The following is a 21,327-nucleotide window of genomic DNA, read 5'->3' on the forward strand; positions in this document are numbered from 1 at the left end:
GGGCACGTCGGGGTGACGACCGCCCGACGGGCGAAGGCGAACGTGAGGAGACCGGGATGGCGCACGGGGAGGCCGAGCACGGCTGCGCCCAGGGCGAGCCCTGCCGGCCGGGCCACCACGACCAGCCGGCGCCCGCCAAGCACCCGCGCCGGACGGGTCTGACCCATCCGGAGCCGGCCGCCGGCTGGGCGCCCGACCGGGTCGACGACGAGCCGCCGGTGCCCCGCCAGCGTGCCGCCGAGCCGGTGCCGCCGGCCGGGCCCGAAGCCGAGCCGGCCCAGGGCTGCCGCAGCGACCTGCCCGGCTGGGCGGGCGCCCACCGGCACGGCCCGGTCCGGCCGCGCAGCCGCGCGGTGCGCCGGGAGAGGCCCCCGCGCCGCTGGTGCTGACCTCGCGGCCGCCGACCGGCGGCTAGCGTGGGCGGGGTGAAGGCGATCGCGATCGACGCGTACGGCCCGGTCGACCGGCTCACCCTGCGCGAGTTGCCCACCCCGCCGGTCGGGCCGGACACGGTCCTGGTCCGGGTGCGGGCCGCCGGGGTGAACCCGGTCGACGGGAAGATCCGCGACGGGAACCTGGCCGCCCTGATGCCGACCCACTTCCCGCTGGTGCCGGGCTGGGACGCCGCCGGGGTGGTCGAGGCGGTCGGGCCGGCGGTTGCCGGGTTCGCCGTCGGTGACGAGGTGATCGGTTACGTCCGGCGCGACGACGTGCAGCACGGCACGTACGCGGAGCTGGTTCCGGCACCGGAGCGGTGCCTGGCCGACAAGCCGGTGCAGGCGTCCTGGGCCGAGGCGGGCGGGCTGCCGCTGGCCGGGCTCACCGCGTACCAGGCGTTGCAGCTGGCCCGCACCGGCGCGGGCGACACGGTGCTGGTGCACGGCGCGTCCGGCGGGGTGGGGCACCTGGCGGTGCAGCTGGCCCGGGCGCTCGGCGCCCACCGGGTGATCGGCACGGCGAGCGAGGCCAACCACGACTTCGTCCGGTCGCTGGGCGCCGAGCCGGTCAGCTACGGCGCCGGCCTGCTGGACCGGGTCCGCGCGGTCGCGCCCGACGGGGTGGACGTGGCGCTGGACCTGTTCGGCGGCGACACGCTGGACGTCTCCGCCGAACTGCTGACCCGGCCCGCGCGGCTGATCTCCACGGCCGACCCGGAGCACGTCACCCGGCTCGGCGGCAGTTACGTCTTCGTGAAGCCGTCCACGGCCGACCTGAGCGTGCTGGCCGGGCTGGTCGACGCCGGCCGGCTCGCCGTGCACGTGGCCCGGACGTTCCCGCTGGCCGAGGCGGCCGAGGCGCAGCGCCTGGTGGCGGCGGGACACGTCCGGGGCAAGGTCGTGCTGGAGATCTGAGGCCGGTGGTCAGCGGGTGCGGCGGCGCACCAGCAGCGCGATGCCGGCCAGCCCGGCGGTGATGACCACCATCACCCCGACGTTGAGCAGCAGCAGCCGCTGGAGTTCGCCGAGCGCGCTGTCGATGTCCTGCACCGGGTCGAGCGCCTCCTCCGGGATGACCCGCTCGCCGCCGCCGATGCCGCCGCTGAGCGTGTCGAACTGCCGCTCCAGCGGCACCCCCACGGTGCGCAGCGTCTCGGACATGTTGAGCCGGCCGAAGAACCAGCCGGCCCGGGTCTTGCTCAGGTCGGGCTGCTTGGCCGGCCGGTAGACGCGGGGGCCGCCCTTGGCGAGCGGGTAGAGGTCGTAGGTCTTCGCGGCTGTGCCCGCGACGAACAGCACGACCGTGTACTTCGGGCCGAGGTCCTTGGCCGCCGGGCCGCGCTGCTGGCCGCTGACGCCCAGCCACTTGACCTGGTCGACGACCATGTTCACCTCGGCGGGCCGGGTGTCCGCGCGCAGTCGCAGCGGCTGGTCGAGCCGGTGGCCGGTGATGTCCACACCGGCCGGTGCGAGCTTCGGCTTGGGTGCCGCCTGCGCCGGAGCCGCGCCGACGAGGGCCAGCGAGCACGCCGTCGCCACCACCACCCCGGCCACGGCCGCCAACAGCCGCCTCACCTTTCGGACCATCGCCGCCTCCTCGCCCCGTTCGATGGGTGGCTTCCGCTGCAGGTCGCGCTGGATCGGCCGAGGGGTGGTCGCCGGGCGCGGACCGGCGTCCACCTCAAAGACTCCGCAGAACGGCGCTAGGTTGCACTCGCTGGAAGAGTATTTGGAACTATGTGCGATCTGCGACCGACCAACACAGCGGCCGATGATCAGCGGCCGGATCGTACCCGGATGGAGGAGTTCATGGGGGGCAGGGTCGTTCGTGTGGCGCGGGGCTGGTCAGTGGTGCTCGGGGTGGTGGCCGCGGTGTCGGTGCTGCTGCCCGCCGCACCGGCGGCCGCGCACAACTCGCTGACCGGCAGCGACCCGAAGAACGGGGCCCGGCTGGCCACCGCGCCGAAGCGGGTCGAGTTCCGGTTCCTCGCCTCTCCGGCGCCCGCCACGACGAAGATCACCATCACCGGGCCGGACAACGTGCCGGCCGCGGGCGGTGCGCCGACGTTCGCCGGCAACCGGGTGAGCGTGCCGTTCACCCCGGGCGCGGCCGGCCTCTACATCGTGGCCTACCGGGTCGGCTCGGCCGACGGCCACCCGATCAGCGGGGAGATCCGCTTCACCCTCACCACCGGCACGGCCGCCGCCCCGCCGTCGACCACTCCCGCCGCGACCAGCGCCGCCCCGAGCACCCCGCCCACGACGTCCGCGGTGAGCCCCACGCCCGCCGCCGACGAGGCGGAGGACGACGGGGGTACGGGGTGGCTGTGGGCGGCCGGCGCGGCCGTGGTGCTGGTCGCGCTGGGCGCCGGCCTGCTGTTGCGCCGCCGGTCCGCCCGCGGCTGACCCGGGTACGCGAAGGGGCCCGCCGGACGACCGGCGGGCCCCTCGGCGATCCGGGGTCAGAACAGGCGCACCCGGGCGGCCCGCAGCCGGGTCAGGGTGCGGTCGCGGCCGAGCACCTCCAGCGACTCGAACAGCGGGAGGCCGACGGTGCGGCCGGTGACCGCGACGCGGACCGGCGCCTGCGCCTTGCCCAGCTTCAGGCCGCGCTCGGCGCCGACCGCCTCCAAGGTGGACTTGAGCGAGCCGGCGTCCCAGGACTCGAGCGTCTCGAACGCGGCGATCGCCGCGTCCAGCAGGTCGGCCGCCCCCTCCTTCATGGCCTTGGCCCAGGCGCCCTCGTCGATCAGCGGGTCGGCCAGGAAGAGGAAGTCGACGTTCGGCACGATCTCGCTGAGCACCGCGATCCGGGTCTGCGCCAGCGGCGCGACCGCGGCGAACGCGGCGGGGTCGAACTCCTCCGGCTGCCACGGCGGCGGGGCGATCGTGTCGGTGCCGGTCAGCCACGGCTGGCAGGCCGCGACGAACTCCTCGACCGGCAGCGCCCGGATGTAGTCGCCGTTGAACGCGCGCAGCTTCTTCTCGTCGAAGAACGCGGGGGAGGGGTTCACCTCCTCCAGCCGGAACTCCTCCTCGATCACCGACCAGGGCACGATCTCCCGGTCACCGGAGGGGGCCCAGCCGAGCAGCATGAGGTAGTTGCGCATCGCCTCGGCGAGGTAGCCCTCGTCCCGGTACGCCTCCAGGGCGACCTTGTCCCGCCGCTTGGAGAGCTTCTGCCGCTTCTCGTTGACCACCACCGGCACGTGCGCCCAGACCGGCGGCTTGACCCCGAGCGCGTCCCAGAGCAGCTGCTGCTTCGGCGTGTTGGGCAGGTGCTCCTCGGCCCGGATCACGTGGGTGATCCCCATGGTCATATCGTCGACCACGTTGGCCAGCAGGAAGACGGGCGAGCCGTCGCCGCGGGCGATGACGAAGTCCTCGATCAGCTTGTTCTCGAAGGTCGGCTCGCCGCGGATCAGGTCGACCACCACGGTCTCGCCCTCGTCCGGCGTGCGGAACCGCAGCGCCCGGCCCTCGCCGGGGCCGAGGCCCTTGTCGCGGTGGTAACCGTCGTAGCCCTGGTACTGCGAGCCGGTGCGCGCCTGCACGTCCTCGCGGGTGCAGTCGCAGTAGTACGCCCGGCCGCCCTCGTAGAGCCGCTGCGCCGCGGCCCGGTGCTCACCCGCGTACGTGGACTGGAAGTACGGGCCCTCGTAGCTGCCCCGGGCGATGCCGATCCAGTCGAGCGCGGAGAGGATGCCCTCGGTCCACTCGGGCTTGTTGCGGGCCGCGTCGGTGTCCTCGATGCGGAGCACGAACACCCCGCCCTGCTGCTTGGCGTAGATCCAGTTCTGCAGGGCCGAGCGGGCACCGCCGACGTGGAACATTCCGGTCGGGGAGGGGGCGAAGCGCACACGTACCGTCACGCCCCCCAGCCTACGGCGGGCCGCGACCGCTTTCCGGCAGGGGGCCGGTTCAGGGCACCGCCTTGATCTTCACGACCAGGGCGCTGCCGACCAGGGTGACCGCCGCGGTGACCGCGTACAGGGTGGGGTAGCCGCCCAGGTGAACCACGATCGGGGCGGAGAGCGCCGGGCCGAGCACCTGCGGCGCCGAGTTGGCGATGTTGATCACGCCGAGGTCCTTGGCCCGGTCGGTGGCGGCCGGCAGCACCTGGGTGATCAGCGCCGCGTCCACGGCCAGGTAGACCCCGTAGCCGGCGCCGAGCAGCAGCGCGGCGACGATCGCCATCGGCCAGGTCGGGGCCACCGCGAGGAGCGTCGCCGCCACCGCCATGATCAGCCCGGAGACGATCACGAAGACCTTGCGCCGGCCCGAGCGGTCGGAGAGCCGCCCGGACACCACGGCGGTGAGCATCATGCCCAGCGTGTAGAGCAGGATTAGCACCAGCAGGGCGCCCTCGGGGTCGGCCACCCGCACCCCGTCGGTCAGGAAGTAGAGCAGGTAGAGCGTGCCCAGCGCGTTGCCGGTCTGCACCAGGAACCGGGTGAACCAGGCCCAGGCGAAGTCGGGATGCCGGCGCGGGCTGATCCACATCGAGGCGAGCAGCGCGCGCGGCCGCAGCGGCGACCGGTGCTCCCGGGGCAGCGGGTCGTCCTGGGTGAGCAGCGCGAACGGCAGCGACAGCAGCAGCATCGCGAGCGCGATGGCGGCGTACCCGGCGGCGTTGCCGGTGACCACGGCGGTGACCAGCACCGCGCCGACCACCAGGCCGAGCGCCTGCGGGATGCCCACCCAGCCGGAGACGCCGCCGCGCTGCGCCACCGGCACCCGGTCCGGGATGGCGGCGGTCAGGCTGGCCAGCATGGCGTTGAAGCAGACCTGGGCGGCGACCCAGGCCACCGCCACCCCGGCGATGCTGTCCTGCCGGGCCAGCACCACCAGGAAGAGCGCGCCCACCACCGCGCCCGTGGCGGTCCAGACGTGCCGGCGACCGAAGTGCCGGTTCGCCAGGCGCAGCGAGGTCCGGTCGGACAGCGCCCCGGCGAGCGGGTTGGCCAGCACGGCGGCGAGCGCGCCGAGGCCGGTGACCACCGCCAGCATGGTCTCCTTGTCGCCCGGCGCGATCCGCTCCACCTGCTGCGGCAGCAGCACCTGGATCGGGGTGAAGAAGGCCATCCAGACGCCCAGGTTGGCCGCGAAGATCAGCGCGATCCAGCTCCGCCGCACCGGCACGGTCGGCTCGGCGAGCGCCGCCGGCAGCGAGGCCGGCGTCGGGTTGACGGTGGTCATCGTCGGACCAGGTCCCGGAACCAGGCGTACGACGACTTCGGGGTGCGCCGCTGGGTGGGGTAGTCGACGTGCACCAGACCGAACCGCTTGGTGAAGCCCTCGGCCCACTCCCAGTTGTCCAGCAGCGACCAGACGAAGTACCCGGTCACCGGAACCCCGGCGGTCAGCGCCTCGTGCACCGCGCGCAGGTGCCCGTCCAGGTAGGCGATGCGCTCCGGGTCGGCCACCCGGCCGTCGGCGTCCGGGACGTCGTCGTACGCGCAGCCGCTCTCGGTGACCTGGATCGGCGGCAGCGCGTCGCCGTAACGCCGGTAAAGCTGGAGGAGCAGCTCGCGCAGCCCGTCCGGGACCACCGGCCAGTCGAAGGCGGTCCGGGGGTAGCCCTCCAGCGGCACCATCTCGAACGGCAGCGGCGAGTCCTCGTCGGCCGGGGCGCGGATTCCGGTCGGGTTGTAGTAGTTGACCCCGAGCACGTCGATGGGTGCGGCGATCAGGTCGAGGTCCCCGGCCCGGACCACGGCCGGGTCGAGGCCCGGCTCCTCGGGATAGCCGAGGCCGAGCAGCGGGTCGGTGAAGAGCCGGTTGTGCAGCGCGTCGTACGCCGCCCCGGCGGCCCGGTCGGCGTCGGTCGACCCGGCCAGCCGCACGGGCGAGTAGTTGTTGGCGATGGCCACCGGGCTGGTGCTGCGGGCGCGCAGCGCGGAGACCGCGAGGCCGTGCCCGAGGAGCTGGTGGTGGGCCACCGGGAAGGCGTCGAAGAGCAGCATCCGGCCGGGGGCGTGCGCGCCCGTGCCGTGGCCGAGGCTCATGTGGACGAACGGCTCGTTCAGGGTGATCCAGAGCTTCACCCGGTCGCCGAGGCGGGCGGCGACCAGGTCGGCGTACTCGGCGAAGCGGTGGGCGGTGTCCCGGTTCAGCCAGCCGCCGGCGTCCTCTAGGGCCTGCGGCAGGTCCCAGTGGAAGAGGGTGGCCACCGGGTCCACGCCGGCGGCGAGCAGGGCGTCCACCAGCCGGTCGTAGAAGTCCAGACCGGCCGTGTTGGCCGGGCCCGCGCCGGTGGGCTGGACCCGGGGCCAGGCGATCGAGAACCGGTACGCCGACACTCCCAGCCCGGCCAGCAGCCCGACGTCCTCGGCGTACCGGTGGTAGTGGTCGCACGCCTCGTCGCCGGTGCTGCCGTCGACGATCCGGCCGGAGGAGTGGGCGAAGGTGTCCCAGATGGACGGCCCCCGACCGCCGGCGGTGACCGCCCCCTCGATCTGGTACGCGGACGTGGACACCCCCCACCGGAAGCCGGCGGGGAACTCGGGCATCGGCGCGCTCGTCATTCGCCCTCCCAGAAACGCGAAGCGTGCTCGCGACTCTAGGGCTCGGGCGGTCGCCGCGCCATAGGCCAGCAAAGGCAGGCGGGGCAAGGGTTTTCGGCGTGTCTTTTCCGAACCCGTCCGCTTAAGTCCGATTTACACATAGAGTGCCGAATATCGCGGATGTGTTTTAAGTGGGGGAAAGATAGACATGATCCTCGTGGAGCGCAGTGCGCACGTGGTGGCGCCGGTGGAAACGGTCTGGGACGTCGTCCAGCGGGCCGAGCAGTTGCCGGCCTGGCTGGCGGGGGTCCGCGCGGCCGAGGTCCTCTCGGGGGAGGGGTTCGGCCGGCGACAGCTGGTCCAGGCCGGGCGGGGCGCGGCGCACGAGGCCGAGGTGATCGCCTACCAGGAGCCGACCCTGATCGGGTGGCGCGAACGGGCCCGGGGGGCCGGCGCGCGGGCCGAGGCGCGCACCGAGATCTACGTGCAGCTGACCCCGGACGAGGAGGAGGGCGGGACCGTCGTGCGGCTTATCGTCGTGCGGTGGCCCGCCGGGCCGGTCAAGGCCGCCCTGCTCCGGCTCGGCCTGCGCAGGGTGGGCGCCGATCTGGAGGACTCGCTGGCCCGGCTGACCGACCTGGCCGCCGTCGGCTGACCGAGCCTGTCCCGGCGTCGCCCGCGATGGTGATGGTCCGGCGTCCCCGCCAGGGACGCCGGGCCATCGTCGCCTACGGCGCGCTCAGCCCGCCCGCAGTTCCGAGATGGTCGCCCGGAGCCAGGACCGCTCGGCCCGGCTGATCTCCTTGGCCATCACCAGCATCCCGCGCCGGAAGGGATCGGCCTGCTCGGCGGCCCGTTGCGGCCGGTCGCCGGTGGCGAAGAAGCTCGCCGGCTGGTCGAGGAAGGCCAGCCGGCGTTCGAGCACCGCCGCCTGCGCGGCCGGGTCGGCGAGCTGGCCCAGGAAGGCGAGCAGGGTGAAGAACCGGTCCTGGTCGGTGACGTCCAACTCCGTCGGATCCCGCAGCCGCCGCCGCAGCTGCTCCCGCCCCGCCGCCGTCAGGGAGAGAGTGTGCCGCGGCGCCGCCGCCGCGCCGGGCTCCCGCTGCCGGTTGACCAGCCCGGCCCGCTCCAACCGGTTGATCGCCGGGTAGAGGCTGCCGTCGCTCACCGGCCGGGCGTACCCGGCGAGGCGGGTGATGCGGCTCTTCAGCTCGTACCCGTGCAGCGGTTCCTCGCCGAGGAACCCCAGGATCGCCAACTCCAGCACCCCCGCATTCTGCCTTGCCCGCCGTCCCTGTGCCTCGATACGGTGTACCTCGTTTCGAGGTACAGGAGAATCGCATGCGCGTCATGGGACACGGCGGGACCGGGCTCAACGTGGTCGACTTCGGGGGCGACGGCCCCGGCATCCTGCTGCTGCACGGGCTCACCGGCCGGGCCGCGAACTGGACGGCCACCGCCCGCTGGCTCACCCGGTACGGCCGGGTGGTGGGCTACGACGCCCGCGGCCACGGCCACAGCGACAAGCCCGACGGCCCGTACGACCGGGCGGCGTACGTCGGCGACGCGATCGCGGTGATCGAGGCGCTCGACCTCGGCCCGGCGCTGGTGGTCGGCCACTCGATGGGCGGCCTCACCGCCTGGCAGCTCGCCGGCGCCCGGCCGGACCTGGTCGGCGGCGTGGTGATCGCCGACATGAACCCGGTGACCCCGGCCGACCTGGTCGGCCGCTGGCGTCGGTGGTTGGCCGACTGGCCGGTGCCCTTCCCCACCCTGGCCGACGTGCGGGACTACTTCGGGGCCGCTCGGCGCACCGAGGGGGAGTCCTTCGTGGAGGTGATGGCCGGCGGCCCGGACGGCTGGCGGCCGCTGGCCCGCCCCGCGCACCTGCTCGCCTCCCTGGCGCACTGGGCGGACCGTGACCACCGGCCGGAACTCGGCCTGGTCCGTTGCCCGGCGCTCGTGGCGGCCGGGGCGGAGAGCGACCAGCCGGTCGACCGCCAGCGGGAGATGGCCGATCTGCTGCCCGACGGCCGCTTCGCGCTCGTGCCCGACGCCGGGCACGTTCTGCACTACGACAACCCGGCCGGCTGGCGCGCCGCCGTCGAGCCCTTCGTCGCCGCCCTGACGCCGCCCCGCACGTCGGCGTGAGTGCCGGCAGAAGACGGCGAAGGGGCCCGGCGCTTCGCGCGCCGGGCCCCTGTCGTACCGGACAGGTCAGCTGTCGCCGCCGGTCTCCCCGACCGGAGCGGCGTTGACGTCGTCCAGCGCGTACTTCTTGGCGGCCTCGGCCGGCACGTGGGCCGGCACCGCGCCGCGCAGGGCGAGCTGGCGCAGCGTCGCGACGGCCACCGACTCGGCGTCCACGTGGAAGTGGCGGCGCAGCGCGTGCCGGGTGTCCGACATGCCGAAGCCGTCGGTGCCGAGCGAGGTGTAGTCGCCCGGTACCCAGCGGGCGATCAGGTCCGGCACCGCGCGCATCCAGTCGCTCACCGCGACCTTCGGCCCGTCGGCGTCGGCCAGCTTCCGCTGGATGTACGGCACCCGCTGCTCGCCGCCCGGGTTGAGCAGGTTGTGCTCCTCGCACTCCACCGCGTCGCGGCGCAGCTCGGTCCAGGACGTCACCGACCAGACGTCGGCGGCCACGCCCCAGTCCTCGGCGAGCAGCTTCTGGGCCTTGAGCGCCCACTGCATGCCGGTGCCGGAGGCCAGGACGTTCGCCTTGGGCGCGTCCCCGTCGAGCTGCGGGGCCGGCGAGTAGCGGTAGATGCCCTTGACGATGCCCTCGACGTCCACGCCCTGCGGCTCGGCCGGCTGGAAGATCGGCTCGTTGTAGACGGTGAGGTAGTAGAAGACGTTCTCCTGCGCCTCGCCGTACATCCGGTGCAGGCCGCTCTCCAGGATGTGCGCCATCTCGAAGGCGAACGCCGGGTCGTAGGCGACCACGGCCGGGTTGGTGGCGGCGAGCAGGTGCGAGTGGCCGTCCTCGTGCTGGAGGCCCTCACCGTTGAGCGTGGTCCGGCCCGCCGTCGCGCCGAGCAGGAAGCCTCGCGCCATCTGGTCGGCCGCCGCCCAGAGCCCGTCGCCGGTCCGCTGGAACCCGAACATCGAGTAGAAGATGTACATCGGGATCATCGGCTCGCCGTGGGTGGCGTACGACGTGCCCGCCGCCGTGAACGAGGCGACCGAGCCGGCCTCGTTGATCCCCTCGTGCAGGATCTGGCCGGTGGTGGCCTCCTTGTAGGACAGGAACAGCTCCCGGTCCACCGAGGTGTACCGCTGGCCGTGCGGCGAGTAGATCTTCGCCGTCGGGAAGAGCGAGTCCATGCCGAAGGTGCGGGCCTCGTCCGGGATGATCGGCACCCAGCGCTTGCCGAACTCCTTGTCCTTCATCACGTCCTTGAGCAGGCGGACGAAGGCCATGGTGGTGGCCACCTTCTGCTTGCCCGAGCCCCGCTTGACGTCGGCGAACCGCTCCGGGCCCGGGATCTGCAGCGTCTTGTGGCTGGTCCGCCGGGAGGGCAGGTACCCGCCGAGCTGCTTGCGCCGCTCGTGCAGGTACTCGATCTCGTCGGACTTCTCGCCCGGGTGGAAGTACGGCGGGAGGTACGGGTTCTCCTCCAGCTGCTTGTCCGGGATGTCCAGGTAGAGCCGGTCGCGGAAGAGCTTCAAGTCCTCCAGCGTCAGCTTCTTCATCTGGTGGGTGGCGTTGCGGGCCTCGAAGTGCGAGCCCAGCGTCCAGCCCTTGATCGTCTTGGCCAGGATCACCGTCGGCTGGCCGGTGTGCTCCATCGCCGCCTTGTAGGCCGCGTAGAGCTTCCGGTAGTCGTGGCCACCCCGCTTGAGGTTCCAGATCTCGTCGTCGCTCAGGTGCTCGACCATCTTGCGGGTGCGCGGGTCGCGCCCGAAGAAGTGCTCCCGGACGTACGCGCCGGACTCGGCCTTGTAGGTCTGGTAGTCACCGTCGGGCGTGGTGTTCATGAGGTTGACCAGCGCGCCGTCGGTGTCCGCCGCGAGCAGCGGGTCCCACTCGCGGCCCCAGACCACCTTGATGACGTTCCAGCCGGCGCCCCGGAAGAACGCCTCCAGCTCCTGCATGACCTTGCCGTTGCCGCGGACCGGGCCGTCCAGCCGCTGCAGGTTGCAGTTGATCACGAAGGTGAGGTTGTCCAGCTCCTCGCGGGCGGCCACGCCGATCGCGCCGAGCGACTCCACCTCGTCCATCTCGCCGTCGCCCAGGAACGCCCAGACGTGCTGCTGCGAGGTGTCCTTGATGCCCCGGTGGTGCAGGTAGCGGTTGAACCGCGCCTGGTAGATGGCGTTCATCGGGCCGAGGCCCATCGACACCGTGGGGAACTCCCAGAAGTCCGGCATGAGCCGCGGGTGCGGGTACGACGGCAGCGCGCCACCCGGGTGCGACAGCTCCTGCCGGAAGCCGTCGAGCTGGTCGGCGCTGAGCCGGCCCTCCAGGAACGCCCGCGCGTACATGCCGGGGGAGGCGTGGCCCTGGTAGAAGATGTGGTCGCCGCCACCCGGGTGGTCCTTGCCCCGGAAGAAGTGGTTGAAGCCCACCTCGTAGAGGGACGCGGAGCTGGCGAAGGTGGAGATGTGCCCACCCACGCCGATCTCCGGCCGCTGCGCCCGGTGCACCAGCATGGCGGCGTTCCACCGGATGTAGGCCCGGAGCCGCCGCTCGACGTGCTCGTCACCCGGGAACCACGGCTCGCGCTCCGGCGGGATGGTGTTGATGTAGTCGGTGGTGGTCAGGGACGGCACCCCGACCTGGCGCTCGCGGGCCCGCTCCAGCAGGCTCAGCATGACGTAGCGGGCGCGCTTGGTTCCGCGCTCGTCGATGACACCGTCAAGCGACTCGACCCATTCGCTGGTTTCTTCAGGGTCGATGTCCGGAAGCTGGCTCGGCAGACCAGCGGTGATCACCGGGCGCTTGCGTTCCGTAGCCACAGGCGTTCCCTCGGTTCTGTGTGGGATAGGTCTCTAGCGCCATCCTGCCCCCTGGTGGCGCTCGTCGTCACGTCTCCCTCCCCCAGACGCGACGCTGAACACAGGTACTCGCCGGTAACTTTGTGCGATCACGCGGCCGTGCCGGGGCGGGTCGCCGACACCGGCGGCGGTCGCGCGCCCGGCTGCGGCAGAATGCGCCGTATGCGCAGTGAGGTGATCACCGTCCGGACCGGGTCCCGGCCGACCGTCCGCGACATCACCAGCGAGGCCGAGCGGTTCGTCGCCGGTCAGGGCGACGGCCTGCTCCACGTCTTCGTGCCGCACGCCACCGCCGGCCTGGCGATCATCGAGACCGGTGCCGGCTCGGACGACGACCTGCTGCGGGCGATCGACGACCTGCTCCCCACCGACGACCGCTGGCGGCACCGGCACGGCTCGCCCGGCCACGGCCGGGACCACGTGCTGCCCGCCTTCGTTCCCCCGTACGCCACCCTGCCGGTGCTCGGCGGGCGGCTCCAGCTCGGCACCTGGCAGTCGATCTGCCTGGTCGACACCAACGGCGACAACCCCGACCGGCAGGTCCGCTTCTCCTTCCTGCCCGGCTGAGGCCGACGCGGCGCGGGGTGGCCGCCCCGTCCGGGTGGCCACCCCGCGTACCGCACCGGGTCAGGGGCGGACGGTCTCCGACTCCACCGTCTGCCGGCCCAGGTCGGCCTCCGGGGTCAGGCTCCGGGCGGCCGCCGGCGGCCGGTCGTACGTCAGGTTCAAACCCGGCACCCGGTCCTCGATGACGAAGGTGGCCCGGGTGTGGGCGGGCGCGTCCGGCCGGCTCACGTACGGCAGCACGTCGAAGTTCGCGGAGAGCTGGGCCGGCGTGATCGTGGTGCGGACGTAGCCGCGCAGGTTGTTCTGGAAGCGCAGGTGCGGGTTGAACTTCAGCCACGGGTGCGAGCCCGTGGCCGAGTCGGCGCCGTCGCCGGTCGAAGTGATCGAGGAGCAGACCAGCTCGCTGCCGACCGTGCGGGAGGTCGGGTCGGCGTAGTCCAGCTTGAGGTCGCTGGCCCAGTGCGCGTGCACGTCGCCGGTGAGCACCACCGGGTTGCGCACCCCGGCGGCCACCCAGCCCCGGGTGATCCGGTCCCGGGAGGCCACGTACCCGTCCCAGGCGTCCATGCTGGTCACCGTGAGCGGGCCGGAGTCGTTGTCCCGCTGCGCGAAGAAGACCTGCTGGCCGAGGATGTCCCAGCGGGCCTCCGAGCGGCGGAACCCGTCCAGCAGCCACGCCTCCTGCTCGGCCCCGGTGATCGACCGGGCCGGGTCGTACGCCGCCGCACAGTCCTTGTAGCCGTCCCCGCAGCCCTGGTCGTCCCGGTACTGCCGGGTGTCGAGCATGTGGAAGGTGGCCAGCCGGCCCCAGCGCACCCGCCGGTAGAGCTGCATGTCGATGCCACGGGGGATCGAGGTGCGGCGCAGCGGCATGTTCTCGTAGTACGCCTGGAACGCCGCCGCCCGGCGGGCCAGGAAGTCCGGGTCCGGCGCCTCGGGCGTCTCGTCGGCCCAGTTGTTCTCCACCTCGTGATCGTCGAAGACCACCACCCAGGGCGCGACCGCGTGCGCCGCCTGGAGGTCGGTGTCGGTCTTGTACTGGGCGTGCCGCTGCCGGTAGTTGGCCAGCGTCCGGGTCTCCGGCCCCTCGTGGTCACGCGGGTTGCCGCCCGGCACGGTGTAGGTGTCCGGCGCGTACTCGTACTGGTAGTCGCCGAGGTGCAGGATCAGCTCCGGCTCGGTCTCGGCCAGCCGCCGGTACGCGGTGAAGTAGCCGTGCTCGTACTGGGAGCAGGAGACGAAGCCCATGGCCAGGGCGGCCGGCAACTGCCACGGCGGCGGCGCGGTGCGGGTGCGCCCGACCGGGGAGATCCACCGCTCGGCCCGGAACCGGTAGAAGTACTCCCGGCCGGGGAGCAGCCCGTCCAGCTCGACGTGCACGCTGTGCGCCGACTCGGGGCGGGCCGTCGCGGCGCCGCGGCGGACCACGTGCCGGAAGTTCTCGTCGACGGCCAGCTCCCAGTGCACCGGCACGGCGCGGGACGGCATCCCGCCCAGGCCGTCCTCGGCGAGCGGGTCGGGAGCCAGCCGCGTCCAGAGCACGAAGCCCTCGTGGTCCGGGTCGCCGGAGGCCACCCCGAGGGTGAACGGGTCGCGGCGCAGCGGGCCGGCCGCCGCCGCGCCGGCTGCCACCGGCAGTCCGGTCACCGCGCCGGCCGCGCCGAGCGCCGCGCCGCTGAGCAGGACGGTACGTCGGGACAGTGCCATCGTTTTCCTCCCCGGAGTCCGGTTCCTCGACTCCGGGCAGCCTCGCGACCGTCGATGTCCGGCAGGTGGCCGGCAGGCGACCGCCCGCGGCACTTCTTGCCGAACAGCCGGCTCCGGTGGCAACTTCGCGCCGGCGTCAGCCCAGCAGCCGGCGCAGCCCGCCGGGGTGTGACCCAGTTGGGCGCGGACCGTGCGGGTCAGGTGGGCCTGGTCGGCGAAGCCCAGCTCGACGGCGAGCCCGGCGAGGCTCTCCGCACCCTCCTCCAGCCGGTCGAGGAGGCGCCCGACCCGCAGCCGGTTGCGGTAGCGGGTCAGCGGCACCCCGACCCGGGCCTGGAACTCCCGGCTCAGCCGGTAGGGCGAGACCCCGAGCGCCCGAGCCAGCGGCAGCAGCCCGGCGGCCTCGGGCGCGCCGTCGTGCAGGGCGGCGCGGGCCCGCTCGACCAGCCGCCGGTCCCGGCCGCTCCCGCCCACCGCCGGCCCGGTCGCCCCGCCCAGCAGCCGGACCAGCCGCTCCGCGGCCGCGTGGTCCGGGTCGGCCACCGACCGCAGCAGCAGCCGGTGGGCCAGGTCCACCCGCGCGTCGACGTGCACCACGGCCGGCACCGGCCGCTCCGCGAACAGCTCCCGCCACAGCCGCGCGGACAGGCGCACCGAGGTGCAGTCGTCCCCGCCCGCCGGGTGCGCGAAGCGCTCCTCCTCACCCGGCACGGTCAGGTAGGCCACGGTCGGCTCGACGAACTCGGCGCCGCCGCGCCCGGCCCGGCGGAAGCCGCCCCGCCGGGTCAGCACGAGGCCGTACGTGGTGGCCGGCTCGGGCGCGGACCAGCCGGTGTGGTCGTCCCGGCACCGCACCAGGCCGATCCGGAAGTCGGGGTGCGCCAGCAGCGGTGTGGCGGTACGCATGCCGGACAGGGTAGGCCGATGGGCCGACACGACCGTCCCGCAAGGATCGACAAGACCGCCGCCCGCCCGGGCGGGCAGGGTGGCGGCCGTGACCGAGTCGACCCGCCGGACCGCGGCCCTGCTCACCGTCCTGCTCACCGGGCAGGCGATGGCCTCCATGGACACCTCGATCGCGGCGGTGGCCGCGCCCGCGATCCGGGCCGACCTGGCCGGACCGCCGGCCGTGCAGCAGCTCGTGCTGGCCGGCTACACCCTCACCTTCGCCGTGCTGGTGGTGGTCGGGGCCCGCCTCGGCGCCCGGCACGGCTACCCGAGGGTCTTCCTGCTCGGCCTGGCCGGGTTCACCCTCGCCTCGCTGGCCTGCGGCCTCGCCCCGGGGCCGGCCGCGCTGGTGCTGGCCCGGGTCGCCCAGGGCGCCGCCGGCGCGCTCATGGTGCCGCAGGTGCTGTCGCTGATCCAGGCGGCGGTCCCGGCCGCCGCGCGGGCGCGGGCGATCGGGGCGTACTCGATGGTGCTGGCCCTCGGCGTGGCCGCCGGGCAGGTCATCGGCGGGCTGCTGGTGACCCTCGACCTGGGCGGCCTGACCTGGCGGGCCGCGTTCCTGGTCAACGTGCCGGTCGGCGTGGCGCTCCAGGTCGTCGGGCGACGGGTGTTCGCCGGCCTGCCGGCCGGCCCGTCCCGGCGCGAGCCACTGGACCTGCCGGGCGCGCTCATCCTCGCCGCCGCGATGCTCACCCTGGTGCTGCCGCTCGTGCTCGGCGGTGACCTGGGCTGGCCCGGCTGGGTCCGGGCCGCCGCGGTCGCCGCCGGCGCCGCCGGGCTGCGGCTCTTCCTCGGGTACGAGGTGCGGCGCGCCCGTCACGACGCGGCCCCGCTGCTGGACGTGACGGTGCTGCGCCACCCGGGGGTGCCGGCCGGGCTGCTCGCCTGCTGCGTGGTGATGGGCTGTTACGCGGGCTTCCTGTTCGTGCTCACCCTGCGGCTCCAGGACGGGCTGGGCTTCACGGCCCTTGCGGCGGGACTGGCCTTCCTCCCGTACGCCTCGGGTTTCGCCCTGTGCGGCCTGGCGGTGGTCCGGCTGCCGGAGCGGGTCCGGGCGGTGCTGCCGGTCGCCGGCCCGCCGGTGCTGGCTGCGGTGGTGGTGGCGGTGGCCGGGCTCTCCGCCGGGGGCTGGCCGTGGCCGGCGGGAAGCGCGCTGCTGGTGGCCGGCGGCGCGGCGCACGCGGCCGCGTTCAGCCCGCTGGTCACCCGGCTCACCGGCGTCGTGCCGGCCGGCGCGGCCGCGGCGCTCTCCGCGGCCGTCTCCACCGGCACGCTGCTCGCCGCCGTGCTCGGCGTGACCCTCGTCGGCGGCCTGCACCTCGCCCTCGCCGCGACCGGCCGGCACGGCCCGGCGCTCGCCCTGCCCCCGGCGCTCCTGACCGCCGTGCTGCTGCTGGCCGGCGCCGTCGCCGCCCGGCGGGCCGACCGGCCGGCGGCAACGACGGATCCGGTCCCGGCCGGCCCCGAGGCCGTCCGCTCACGGCCGTGACCCGGGGCGTGTGAGCTGCGCACGTAGGATGTGGGACATGGCGCAGTCCACCGTCCCCGACCGCTCCGGCCTGGCCGGGGACGCCGTGCGCCGGATCATGCACATCGCCTCGGCCATGCGCCACTACCAGGACGTGGAGATCGCCGCGCTGGGGCTCACCCCGGCCGCCGCCCGCGCCCTGGACGAGCTGGACCCGGACCGGCCGCTGCCCGCCCGGGACCTCGCCGCGCGGCTGGGCTGCGACCGCTCCAACGTCACCGGGCTGGTCGACAAGCTGGAGCAGGCAGGGCTGGTGGAGCGGCGGGTCGACCCGGCCGACCGGCGGCAGAAGACGCTTGTGGTGACCGCGGAGGGCCGGCGGGTCCGGGACCGGGTCCGGCTCGTGATGTCCGACTCCCGACTCCTCGGCGGGCTCACCACCCCAGAGCTGACCACCCTGCGTGAGCTGGTCTGGAAGGTCTCCGACGGCGGCTGCCCGGAGCAGTGCGGGGAGGCCTGACCGGGCCCGGGTGGAACGTGTCCGACTGGGCGAGGTGCCCTCCGGTCGGTAATGCTGTCCGACGTGACCACCCCGCAAGATCTCGACGACCGGTTCCGGGCGGCCCTGACCGCGCTCGGCGCCCCCGCCCAGCGGCGTCACCTGGGTGAACCGCTGCCCGCTGCCGGGTCGCTGACCGGGGCGCAGGCGCTGGCCCTGTTCGACGCCCAGCTCACCAGCCGGCTGCTCGACCTCGCCGGGCGCTGGCTGCGCGGCTTCGGCGAGGGGTACTACACGATCGGCTCCGCCGGCCACGAGGGCAACGCGGCCGTGGCCGCCGCGCTGCGGCCGACCGACCCCGCCCTGCTCCACTACCGCTCCGGGGCCTTCTACTGCCTGCGTGCCGCCCAGGCTGCCGGTGCCTTCCCGGCCGGCCCGGCCGTGCCCGACACCGGGCTGGACACGGCGGAGGACGACCCGGCGGCCCGCATCCCGGACCCGCGTACCCCCGTCGACGGTGCTGCGGACGCGGACGCCGACGTGCCGGACGGGCGGCCGGAATCCGGGGGGAGGACGGGCGATGTCCCTTCCTCGGCGCTGCTGGACAGCCCCCCGACCGAATCCGCCACTCCGGATGGACCTGCGACGTCGGACGGACCCGCGACGCCGGGCGGGCCTGCGGCGGCCGGTGCCGAGGAGGCGAGCGTGCCGGGCGGATCCCCGGCGGCCGGTGCCGGTGCCGGTGCCGCGGCCGCGAGCCTGCCGACCGGAGCCGGGGTGGCCGTCGACACGGACGGCGCCGCGACGGCCGGCGTACCCGAACTGACCCTGCCCGAGCCCGACGACGCCTACGCGGAGGCGGCCCGCGACGTGCTCCGCGGGATGGTCGCCTCCGCAGAGGAGCCGATCGCCGGGGGTCGGCACAAGGTCTTCGGCCGGGCCGACCTCGCGGTCATCCCGACCACCTCCACCATCGCCTCGCAACTGCCCCGGGCCGTCGGCCTGGGCCTGGCCCTGGAACGGCTGCGCCGGGGCGGCCGGCGGGCCGACGGGGAATCCGACGCCGTGACCTGGCCGCCGGACGCCATCGTGGTCTGCTCGTTCGGCGACGCCTCGGTCAACCACGCCACCGCGACGGCGGCGTTCAACACCGCCGGCTGGTACGACCACGCCGGGCTGCGCATCCCGGTCCTGTTCGTCTGCGAGGACAACGGGCTCGGCATCAGCGTGCGCTCACCGCAGGGCTGGGTGGCCGCGACCCTGCGGGCCCGGCCGGGGATCCGCTACTTCTCGGCGGACGGCACCGACGTGGCCGAGGCGTACCGGGTTGCGGCGGAGGCGGCGGCCTGGGTGCGCCGGCACCGGCGGCCGGCCGTGCTGCACCTGACCACCGTGCGGCTCATGGGGCACGCCGGGGCGGACGCGGAGACCGCGTACCGGAGCCCGGCCGAGATCGCCGCCGACCTGGCGCGGGACCCGCTGCTGGCCACCGCCCGGCGGCTGGTCGAGGCCGGCTACGCCTCCGGCGAGGAGCTGCTGGCCCGGTACGACGAGCGCGGCTGGCAGATCCGCCGGCTCGCCGAGGAGGTGCTGGACGAGCCGAAGCTGACCTCCCCGGTCGACGTGGTGTCCGAGCTGGCCCCGCGCCGCCCGGTCCGCATCTCCCGGGCGGTCGCCGACGCGGCGACCCGGGCGGCCGGCCCGGACGCCGGTGCCCGGGCCGAGGCGTTCGGCGGCAGGTTGCCGGAGCTGGCCGGCCCGCTCACCCTGGCGCAGAGCATCAACGCGGCCCTGGCCGACGGGATGCTCGACCACCCCGGGGCGGCCGTCTTCGGCGAGGACGTGGCCGCCAAGGGTGGTGTGTACGGGGTGACCAAGGGGCTGCGGGACCGGTTCGGGGCGGCGCGGGTGTTCGACACCCTGCTCGACGAGACCTCGATCCTCGGGTTGGCGCTGGGCGCGGGGGTGGCCGGGATGCTGCCGGTGCCGGAGATCCAGTACCTGGCGTACCTGCACAACGCCGAGGACCAGCTCCGGGGCGAGGCGGCGACCATGCGGTTCTTCTCCCGCGGGGCGTTCCGCAACCCCATGGTGGTGCGGGTGGCCGGCCTGGCGTACCAGGAGGGGTTCGGCGGGCACTTCCACAACGACAACTCGGTGGCCGTGCTCCGCGACGTGCCGGGGCTGGTCATCGCGGTGCCGGCTCGCCCGGACGACGCCGCGCCGATGCTGCGTACCTGCCTGGCCGCCGCCGCGGTGGACGGCGCCGTCAGCGTCTTCCTGGAGCCGATCGCGCTCTACCACACCCGCGACCTCTACACCGAGGGTGACGGCGAGTGGCTGGCCGAGTACGCCGAGCCCGGCGCCTGGGCGGCCCGCCACGTGCCGATCGGCCGCGCCCGGGTGTACGGGGTCGGCTCGGCCGAGGACCTCACCATCATCACCTTCGGTAACGGGGTCCGGATGTCGCTGCGGGCGGCGGCCACGCTGGCCGACGAGGGGATCGGCAGCCGGGTGGTGGACCTGCGCTGGCTGGCCCCGCTGCCGGTGGCGGACATCATCCGGGAGGCCTCGGCCACCGGCCGGGTGCTGGTCGTGGACGAGACCCGCCGCTCGGGCGGGGTGGGCGAGGGCGTGATCGCCGCGCTGGTGGACGCCGGGTACGTCGGCACGGCGCGCCGGGTGGCCGGACTTGACTCGTTTGTACCATTAGGTCCGGCGGCGCGTCAGGTCCTGGTCTCCGAGGAAGCCATTACCGAGGGTGCCCGCACGCTGCTGGCACGGTAAATTCCGTTCCACCCGGTGCGCCACTTGCGCGGGGAGCCACAACTGTGTGGACTGGGCGCGACGGCGTCGGACGACGCCACGAGCAGGCATGAGATGAGGAGGCACGCGACAGTGAGCGCGACCGCTGGTCAGGCCGCCGACGGGGTACGCAGCCTGGCGGACCGGTTCGGGATCGAGCCGGGGATGGTCGTCATGGAGATGGGGTACGACGACGACGTCGACCAGGATCTCCGGGACGCCCTGACCGACCGCTGTGGAGATCTGGTCGACGAGGACACCGACGAGGTGGTCGACTCGGTTCTCGTCTGGTACCGCGACGGCGACGGCGACCTCTTCGAGCTCCTCGTCGACGCCCTCGGACCCCTGGCCGACAACGGTGTGGTCTGGCTCCTGACGCCCAAGGCCGGCCGGGACGGCCACGTCGAGCCGAGCGAGGTCGCGGAGAGCGCGCAGACCGCCGGCCTCCAGCAGACCTCCACCGTCAACGCGGGCCGCGACTGGAGCGGCGCCCGCCTCGTGCTCCGACGCGGGTCGAAGAGCAAGAAGTAGCCGAACCCGGCACCCGGCGGCCGGTGTCGCCGGGTGTGGCAGGCTGATCATCTCCAGACCCGATCCAAGGAGCTCCCATGCCCATCGAGGTTGGCGCCGAGGCGCCGGACTTCGTGCTCAAGGACCAGAACAACCAGGAGGTCCGGCTCGCCGATTTCCGCGGCCGGCGCACCGTCCTGCTGGTCTTCTACCCGCTCGCCTTCACCGGCATCTGCCAGGGCGAGCTGTGCGAGGTGCGGGACAACCTCAACGAGTACGTCAACGACGACGTTCAGGTGCTGACGGTCAGCGTCGACTCGGTCTACGCCCACAAGATCTGGGCCGACCGGGAGGGCTACCAGTTCCCGCTGCTGGCCGACTTCTGGCCGCACGGCGCGGTCGCCCAGGCGTACGGCGTCTTCAACGACGTCGCGGGCATCGCGAACCGGGGCACCTTCGTCATCGACAAGGCCGGCGTGGTCCGGTTCGCCGAGATGAACATGCCCGGCGAGGCGCGCGACCAGCAGGGCTGGCGCAAGGCCCTCGCCGAGGCCGTCGCCGCCTGATCCCACCCGGGCCCGTCGTTCGACCGGGCCGGAGGCCGGCAGGTAAGCTTGCCGCTCCGGCCCGCCGTACGGGCGTTCCGGGCGCGTAGCTCAGCGGGAGAGCACTCGCCTTACAAGCGAGGGGTCGCAGGTTCGAAACCTGCCGCGCCCACCACCACCCACCAGCGAAAACCGCCCCGAGAAGATCACTCCCCAGGGCGGTGACAGCAAGGTTGGCGTGTACGAGTAGATCTTGAGAGTGATCATCACGTCGGCGTGCCGGGCGATGGCCCGGACGACATGCGGCGTAACGCCCAGCTCCATCAGCAGGGGA

Annotated in this window: 18 protein-coding genes, 1 tRNA gene and 2 pseudogenes; 13 read left to right on the top strand and 8 right to left on the bottom strand. The window is 74.0% G+C overall.

Going from position 1 to position 21,327, the window contains the following annotated elements; genetic code table 11:
- Positions 1-56: 56 nt before the first annotated feature.
- Both NFX44_RS04505 and NFX44_RS04510 read left to right on the top strand, forming a co-directional pair.
- Positions 57-389 carry a hypothetical protein gene (locus tag NFX44_RS04505; RefSeq protein ID WP_262282211.1) on the top strand — a complete coding sequence of 111 codons (333 nt, stop codon included), beginning with the start codon at positions 57-59 and terminating at the stop codon, positions 387-389.
- Positions 390-425: 36 nt separating this feature from the next.
- Positions 426-1,352 (top strand): NADP-dependent oxidoreductase, encoded by a 927-nt coding sequence (locus NFX44_RS04510; RefSeq protein ID WP_262282212.1) that lies wholly within the window; start codon positions 426-428, stop codon positions 1,350-1,352.
- A 9-nt stretch (positions 1,353-1,361) separates the two neighbouring features.
- Here NFX44_RS04510 and NFX44_RS04515 read toward each other — a convergent pair whose 3' ends face one another.
- Positions 1,362-2,024, bottom strand: a complete 663-nt coding sequence (locus NFX44_RS04515) for a hypothetical protein (protein ID WP_262282213.1) — start codon at positions 2,022-2,024, stop codon at positions 1,362-1,364.
- Positions 2,025-2,246: 222 nt separating this feature from the next.
- On the opposite strand from NFX44_RS04515, the gene NFX44_RS04520 reads away from it, so the two are divergent.
- Complete coding sequence (locus NFX44_RS04520) at positions 2,247-2,843, top strand: copper resistance CopC family protein (RefSeq protein ID WP_262282214.1); 597 nt, start codon at positions 2,247-2,249, stop codon at positions 2,841-2,843.
- A 56-nt stretch (positions 2,844-2,899) separates the two neighbouring features.
- Here NFX44_RS04520 and gltX read toward each other — a convergent pair whose 3' ends face one another.
- Genes gltX through NFX44_RS04535 form a run of 3 tightly spaced genes read right to left on the bottom strand, consistent with a single transcriptional unit; the run spans position 2,900 to position 6,964 of the window.
- Positions 2,900-4,309, bottom strand: coding sequence for a glutamate--tRNA ligase (gene gltX / locus NFX44_RS04525; RefSeq protein WP_262282215.1), 1,410 nt, complete (start codon positions 4,307-4,309; stop codon positions 2,900-2,902).
- 49 nt (positions 4,310-4,358) lie between these two features.
- Positions 4,359-5,636, bottom strand: coding sequence for an MFS transporter (locus NFX44_RS04530; RefSeq protein ID WP_262282216.1), 1,278 nt, complete (start codon positions 5,634-5,636; stop codon positions 4,359-4,361).
- Positions 5,633-6,964, bottom strand: coding sequence for a GH1 family beta-glucosidase (locus NFX44_RS04535; protein WP_262282217.1), 1,332 nt, complete (start codon positions 6,962-6,964; stop codon positions 5,633-5,635). The genes NFX44_RS04530 and NFX44_RS04535 overlap by 4 nt, the downstream gene beginning before the upstream one ends.
- A gap of 187 nt (positions 6,965-7,151) precedes the next feature.
- Here NFX44_RS04535 and NFX44_RS04540 point away from each other — a divergent pair, with 187 nt between their 5' ends.
- Positions 7,152-7,598 (top strand): SRPBCC family protein, encoded by a 447-nt coding sequence (locus NFX44_RS04540; protein ID WP_262282218.1) that lies wholly within the window; start codon positions 7,152-7,154, stop codon positions 7,596-7,598.
- Positions 7,599-7,682: 84 nt separating this feature from the next.
- Here the strand turns inward: NFX44_RS04540 and NFX44_RS04545 are convergent, their stop codons facing one another.
- Complete coding sequence (locus NFX44_RS04545; RefSeq protein WP_262282219.1) at positions 7,683-8,210, bottom strand: PadR family transcriptional regulator; 528 nt, start codon at positions 8,208-8,210, stop codon at positions 7,683-7,685.
- A 74-nt stretch (positions 8,211-8,284) separates the two neighbouring features.
- Here NFX44_RS04545 and NFX44_RS04550 point away from each other — a divergent pair, with 74 nt between their 5' ends.
- Complete coding sequence (locus tag NFX44_RS04550) at positions 8,285-9,094, top strand: alpha/beta fold hydrolase (protein WP_262282220.1); 810 nt, start codon at positions 8,285-8,287, stop codon at positions 9,092-9,094.
- A gap of 66 nt (positions 9,095-9,160) precedes the next feature.
- Here the strand turns inward: NFX44_RS04550 and aceE are convergent, their stop codons facing one another.
- Complete coding sequence (aceE, locus tag NFX44_RS04555; RefSeq protein WP_315974565.1) at positions 9,161-11,905, bottom strand: pyruvate dehydrogenase (acetyl-transferring), homodimeric type; 2,745 nt, start codon at positions 11,903-11,905, stop codon at positions 9,161-9,163.
- A gap of 201 nt (positions 11,906-12,106) precedes the next feature.
- On the opposite strand from aceE, the gene NFX44_RS04560 reads away from it, so the two are divergent.
- Complete coding sequence (locus NFX44_RS04560) at positions 12,107-12,511, top strand: YjbQ family protein (protein ID WP_262282221.1); 405 nt, start codon at positions 12,107-12,109, stop codon at positions 12,509-12,511.
- Between the two features lie 60 nt (positions 12,512-12,571).
- Here the strand turns inward: NFX44_RS04560 and NFX44_RS04565 are convergent, their stop codons facing one another.
- Together NFX44_RS04565 and NFX44_RS04570 are read right to left on the bottom strand one after the other, a co-directional pair.
- On the bottom strand, positions 12,572-14,218 hold the full coding sequence (locus tag NFX44_RS04565) for an alkaline phosphatase (RefSeq protein WP_262282582.1): 1,647 nt from the start codon (positions 14,216-14,218) through the stop codon (positions 12,572-12,574).
- A 171-nt stretch (positions 14,219-14,389) separates the two neighbouring features.
- Positions 14,390-15,283, bottom strand: a pseudogene (locus NFX44_RS04570) (helix-turn-helix domain-containing protein); the annotation flags it as partial.
- On the opposite strand from NFX44_RS04570, the gene NFX44_RS04575 reads away from it, so the two are divergent.
- The 7 genes and pseudogenes from NFX44_RS04575 to NFX44_RS04600 all read left to right on the top strand — a co-directional run bounded on the left by NFX44_RS04575 (position 15,213) and on the right by NFX44_RS04600 (position 21,168).
- Positions 15,213-16,655, top strand: coding sequence for an MFS transporter (locus tag NFX44_RS04575; protein ID WP_262282222.1), 1,443 nt, complete (start codon positions 15,213-15,215; stop codon positions 16,653-16,655). The pseudogene NFX44_RS04570 and the gene NFX44_RS04575 sit on opposite strands and share 71 nt — an antisense overlap.
- A 37-nt stretch (positions 16,656-16,692) precedes the next feature.
- Positions 16,693-17,154, top strand: coding sequence for a MarR family winged helix-turn-helix transcriptional regulator (locus NFX44_RS04580; RefSeq protein ID WP_262282223.1), 462 nt, complete (start codon positions 16,693-16,695; stop codon positions 17,152-17,154).
- Between the two features lie 51 nt (positions 17,155-17,205).
- Positions 17,206-17,544, top strand: a pseudogene (locus NFX44_RS33215) (transketolase); the annotation flags it as partial.
- A gap of 129 nt (positions 17,545-17,673) precedes the next feature.
- Positions 17,674-19,920 (top strand): thiamine pyrophosphate-dependent enzyme, encoded by a 2,247-nt coding sequence (locus NFX44_RS04585; RefSeq protein ID WP_315974576.1) that lies wholly within the window; start codon positions 17,674-17,676, stop codon positions 19,918-19,920.
- 111 nt (positions 19,921-20,031) lie between these two features.
- Positions 20,032-20,469, top strand: a complete 438-nt coding sequence (locus NFX44_RS04590) for a DUF3052 domain-containing protein (RefSeq protein ID WP_262282225.1) — start codon at positions 20,032-20,034, stop codon at positions 20,467-20,469.
- Positions 20,470-20,546: 77 nt separating this feature from the next.
- Positions 20,547-21,014: a peroxiredoxin gene (locus NFX44_RS04595; protein WP_091269137.1), complete on the top strand. Its 468-nt coding sequence runs from the start codon at positions 20,547-20,549 to the stop codon at positions 21,012-21,014.
- A 79-nt stretch (positions 21,015-21,093) separates the two neighbouring features.
- Positions 21,094-21,168: transfer RNA gene (locus NFX44_RS04600), tRNA-Val, on the top strand.
- The last annotated feature ends 159 nt before the right edge of the window (positions 21,169-21,327 follow it).

Origin of the sequence: Micromonospora sp. MA102 (assembly GCF_025460765.1) — a bacterium.
Classification (GTDB): Bacteria; Actinomycetota; Actinomycetes; order Mycobacteriales; family Micromonosporaceae; genus Micromonospora; species Micromonospora halotolerans.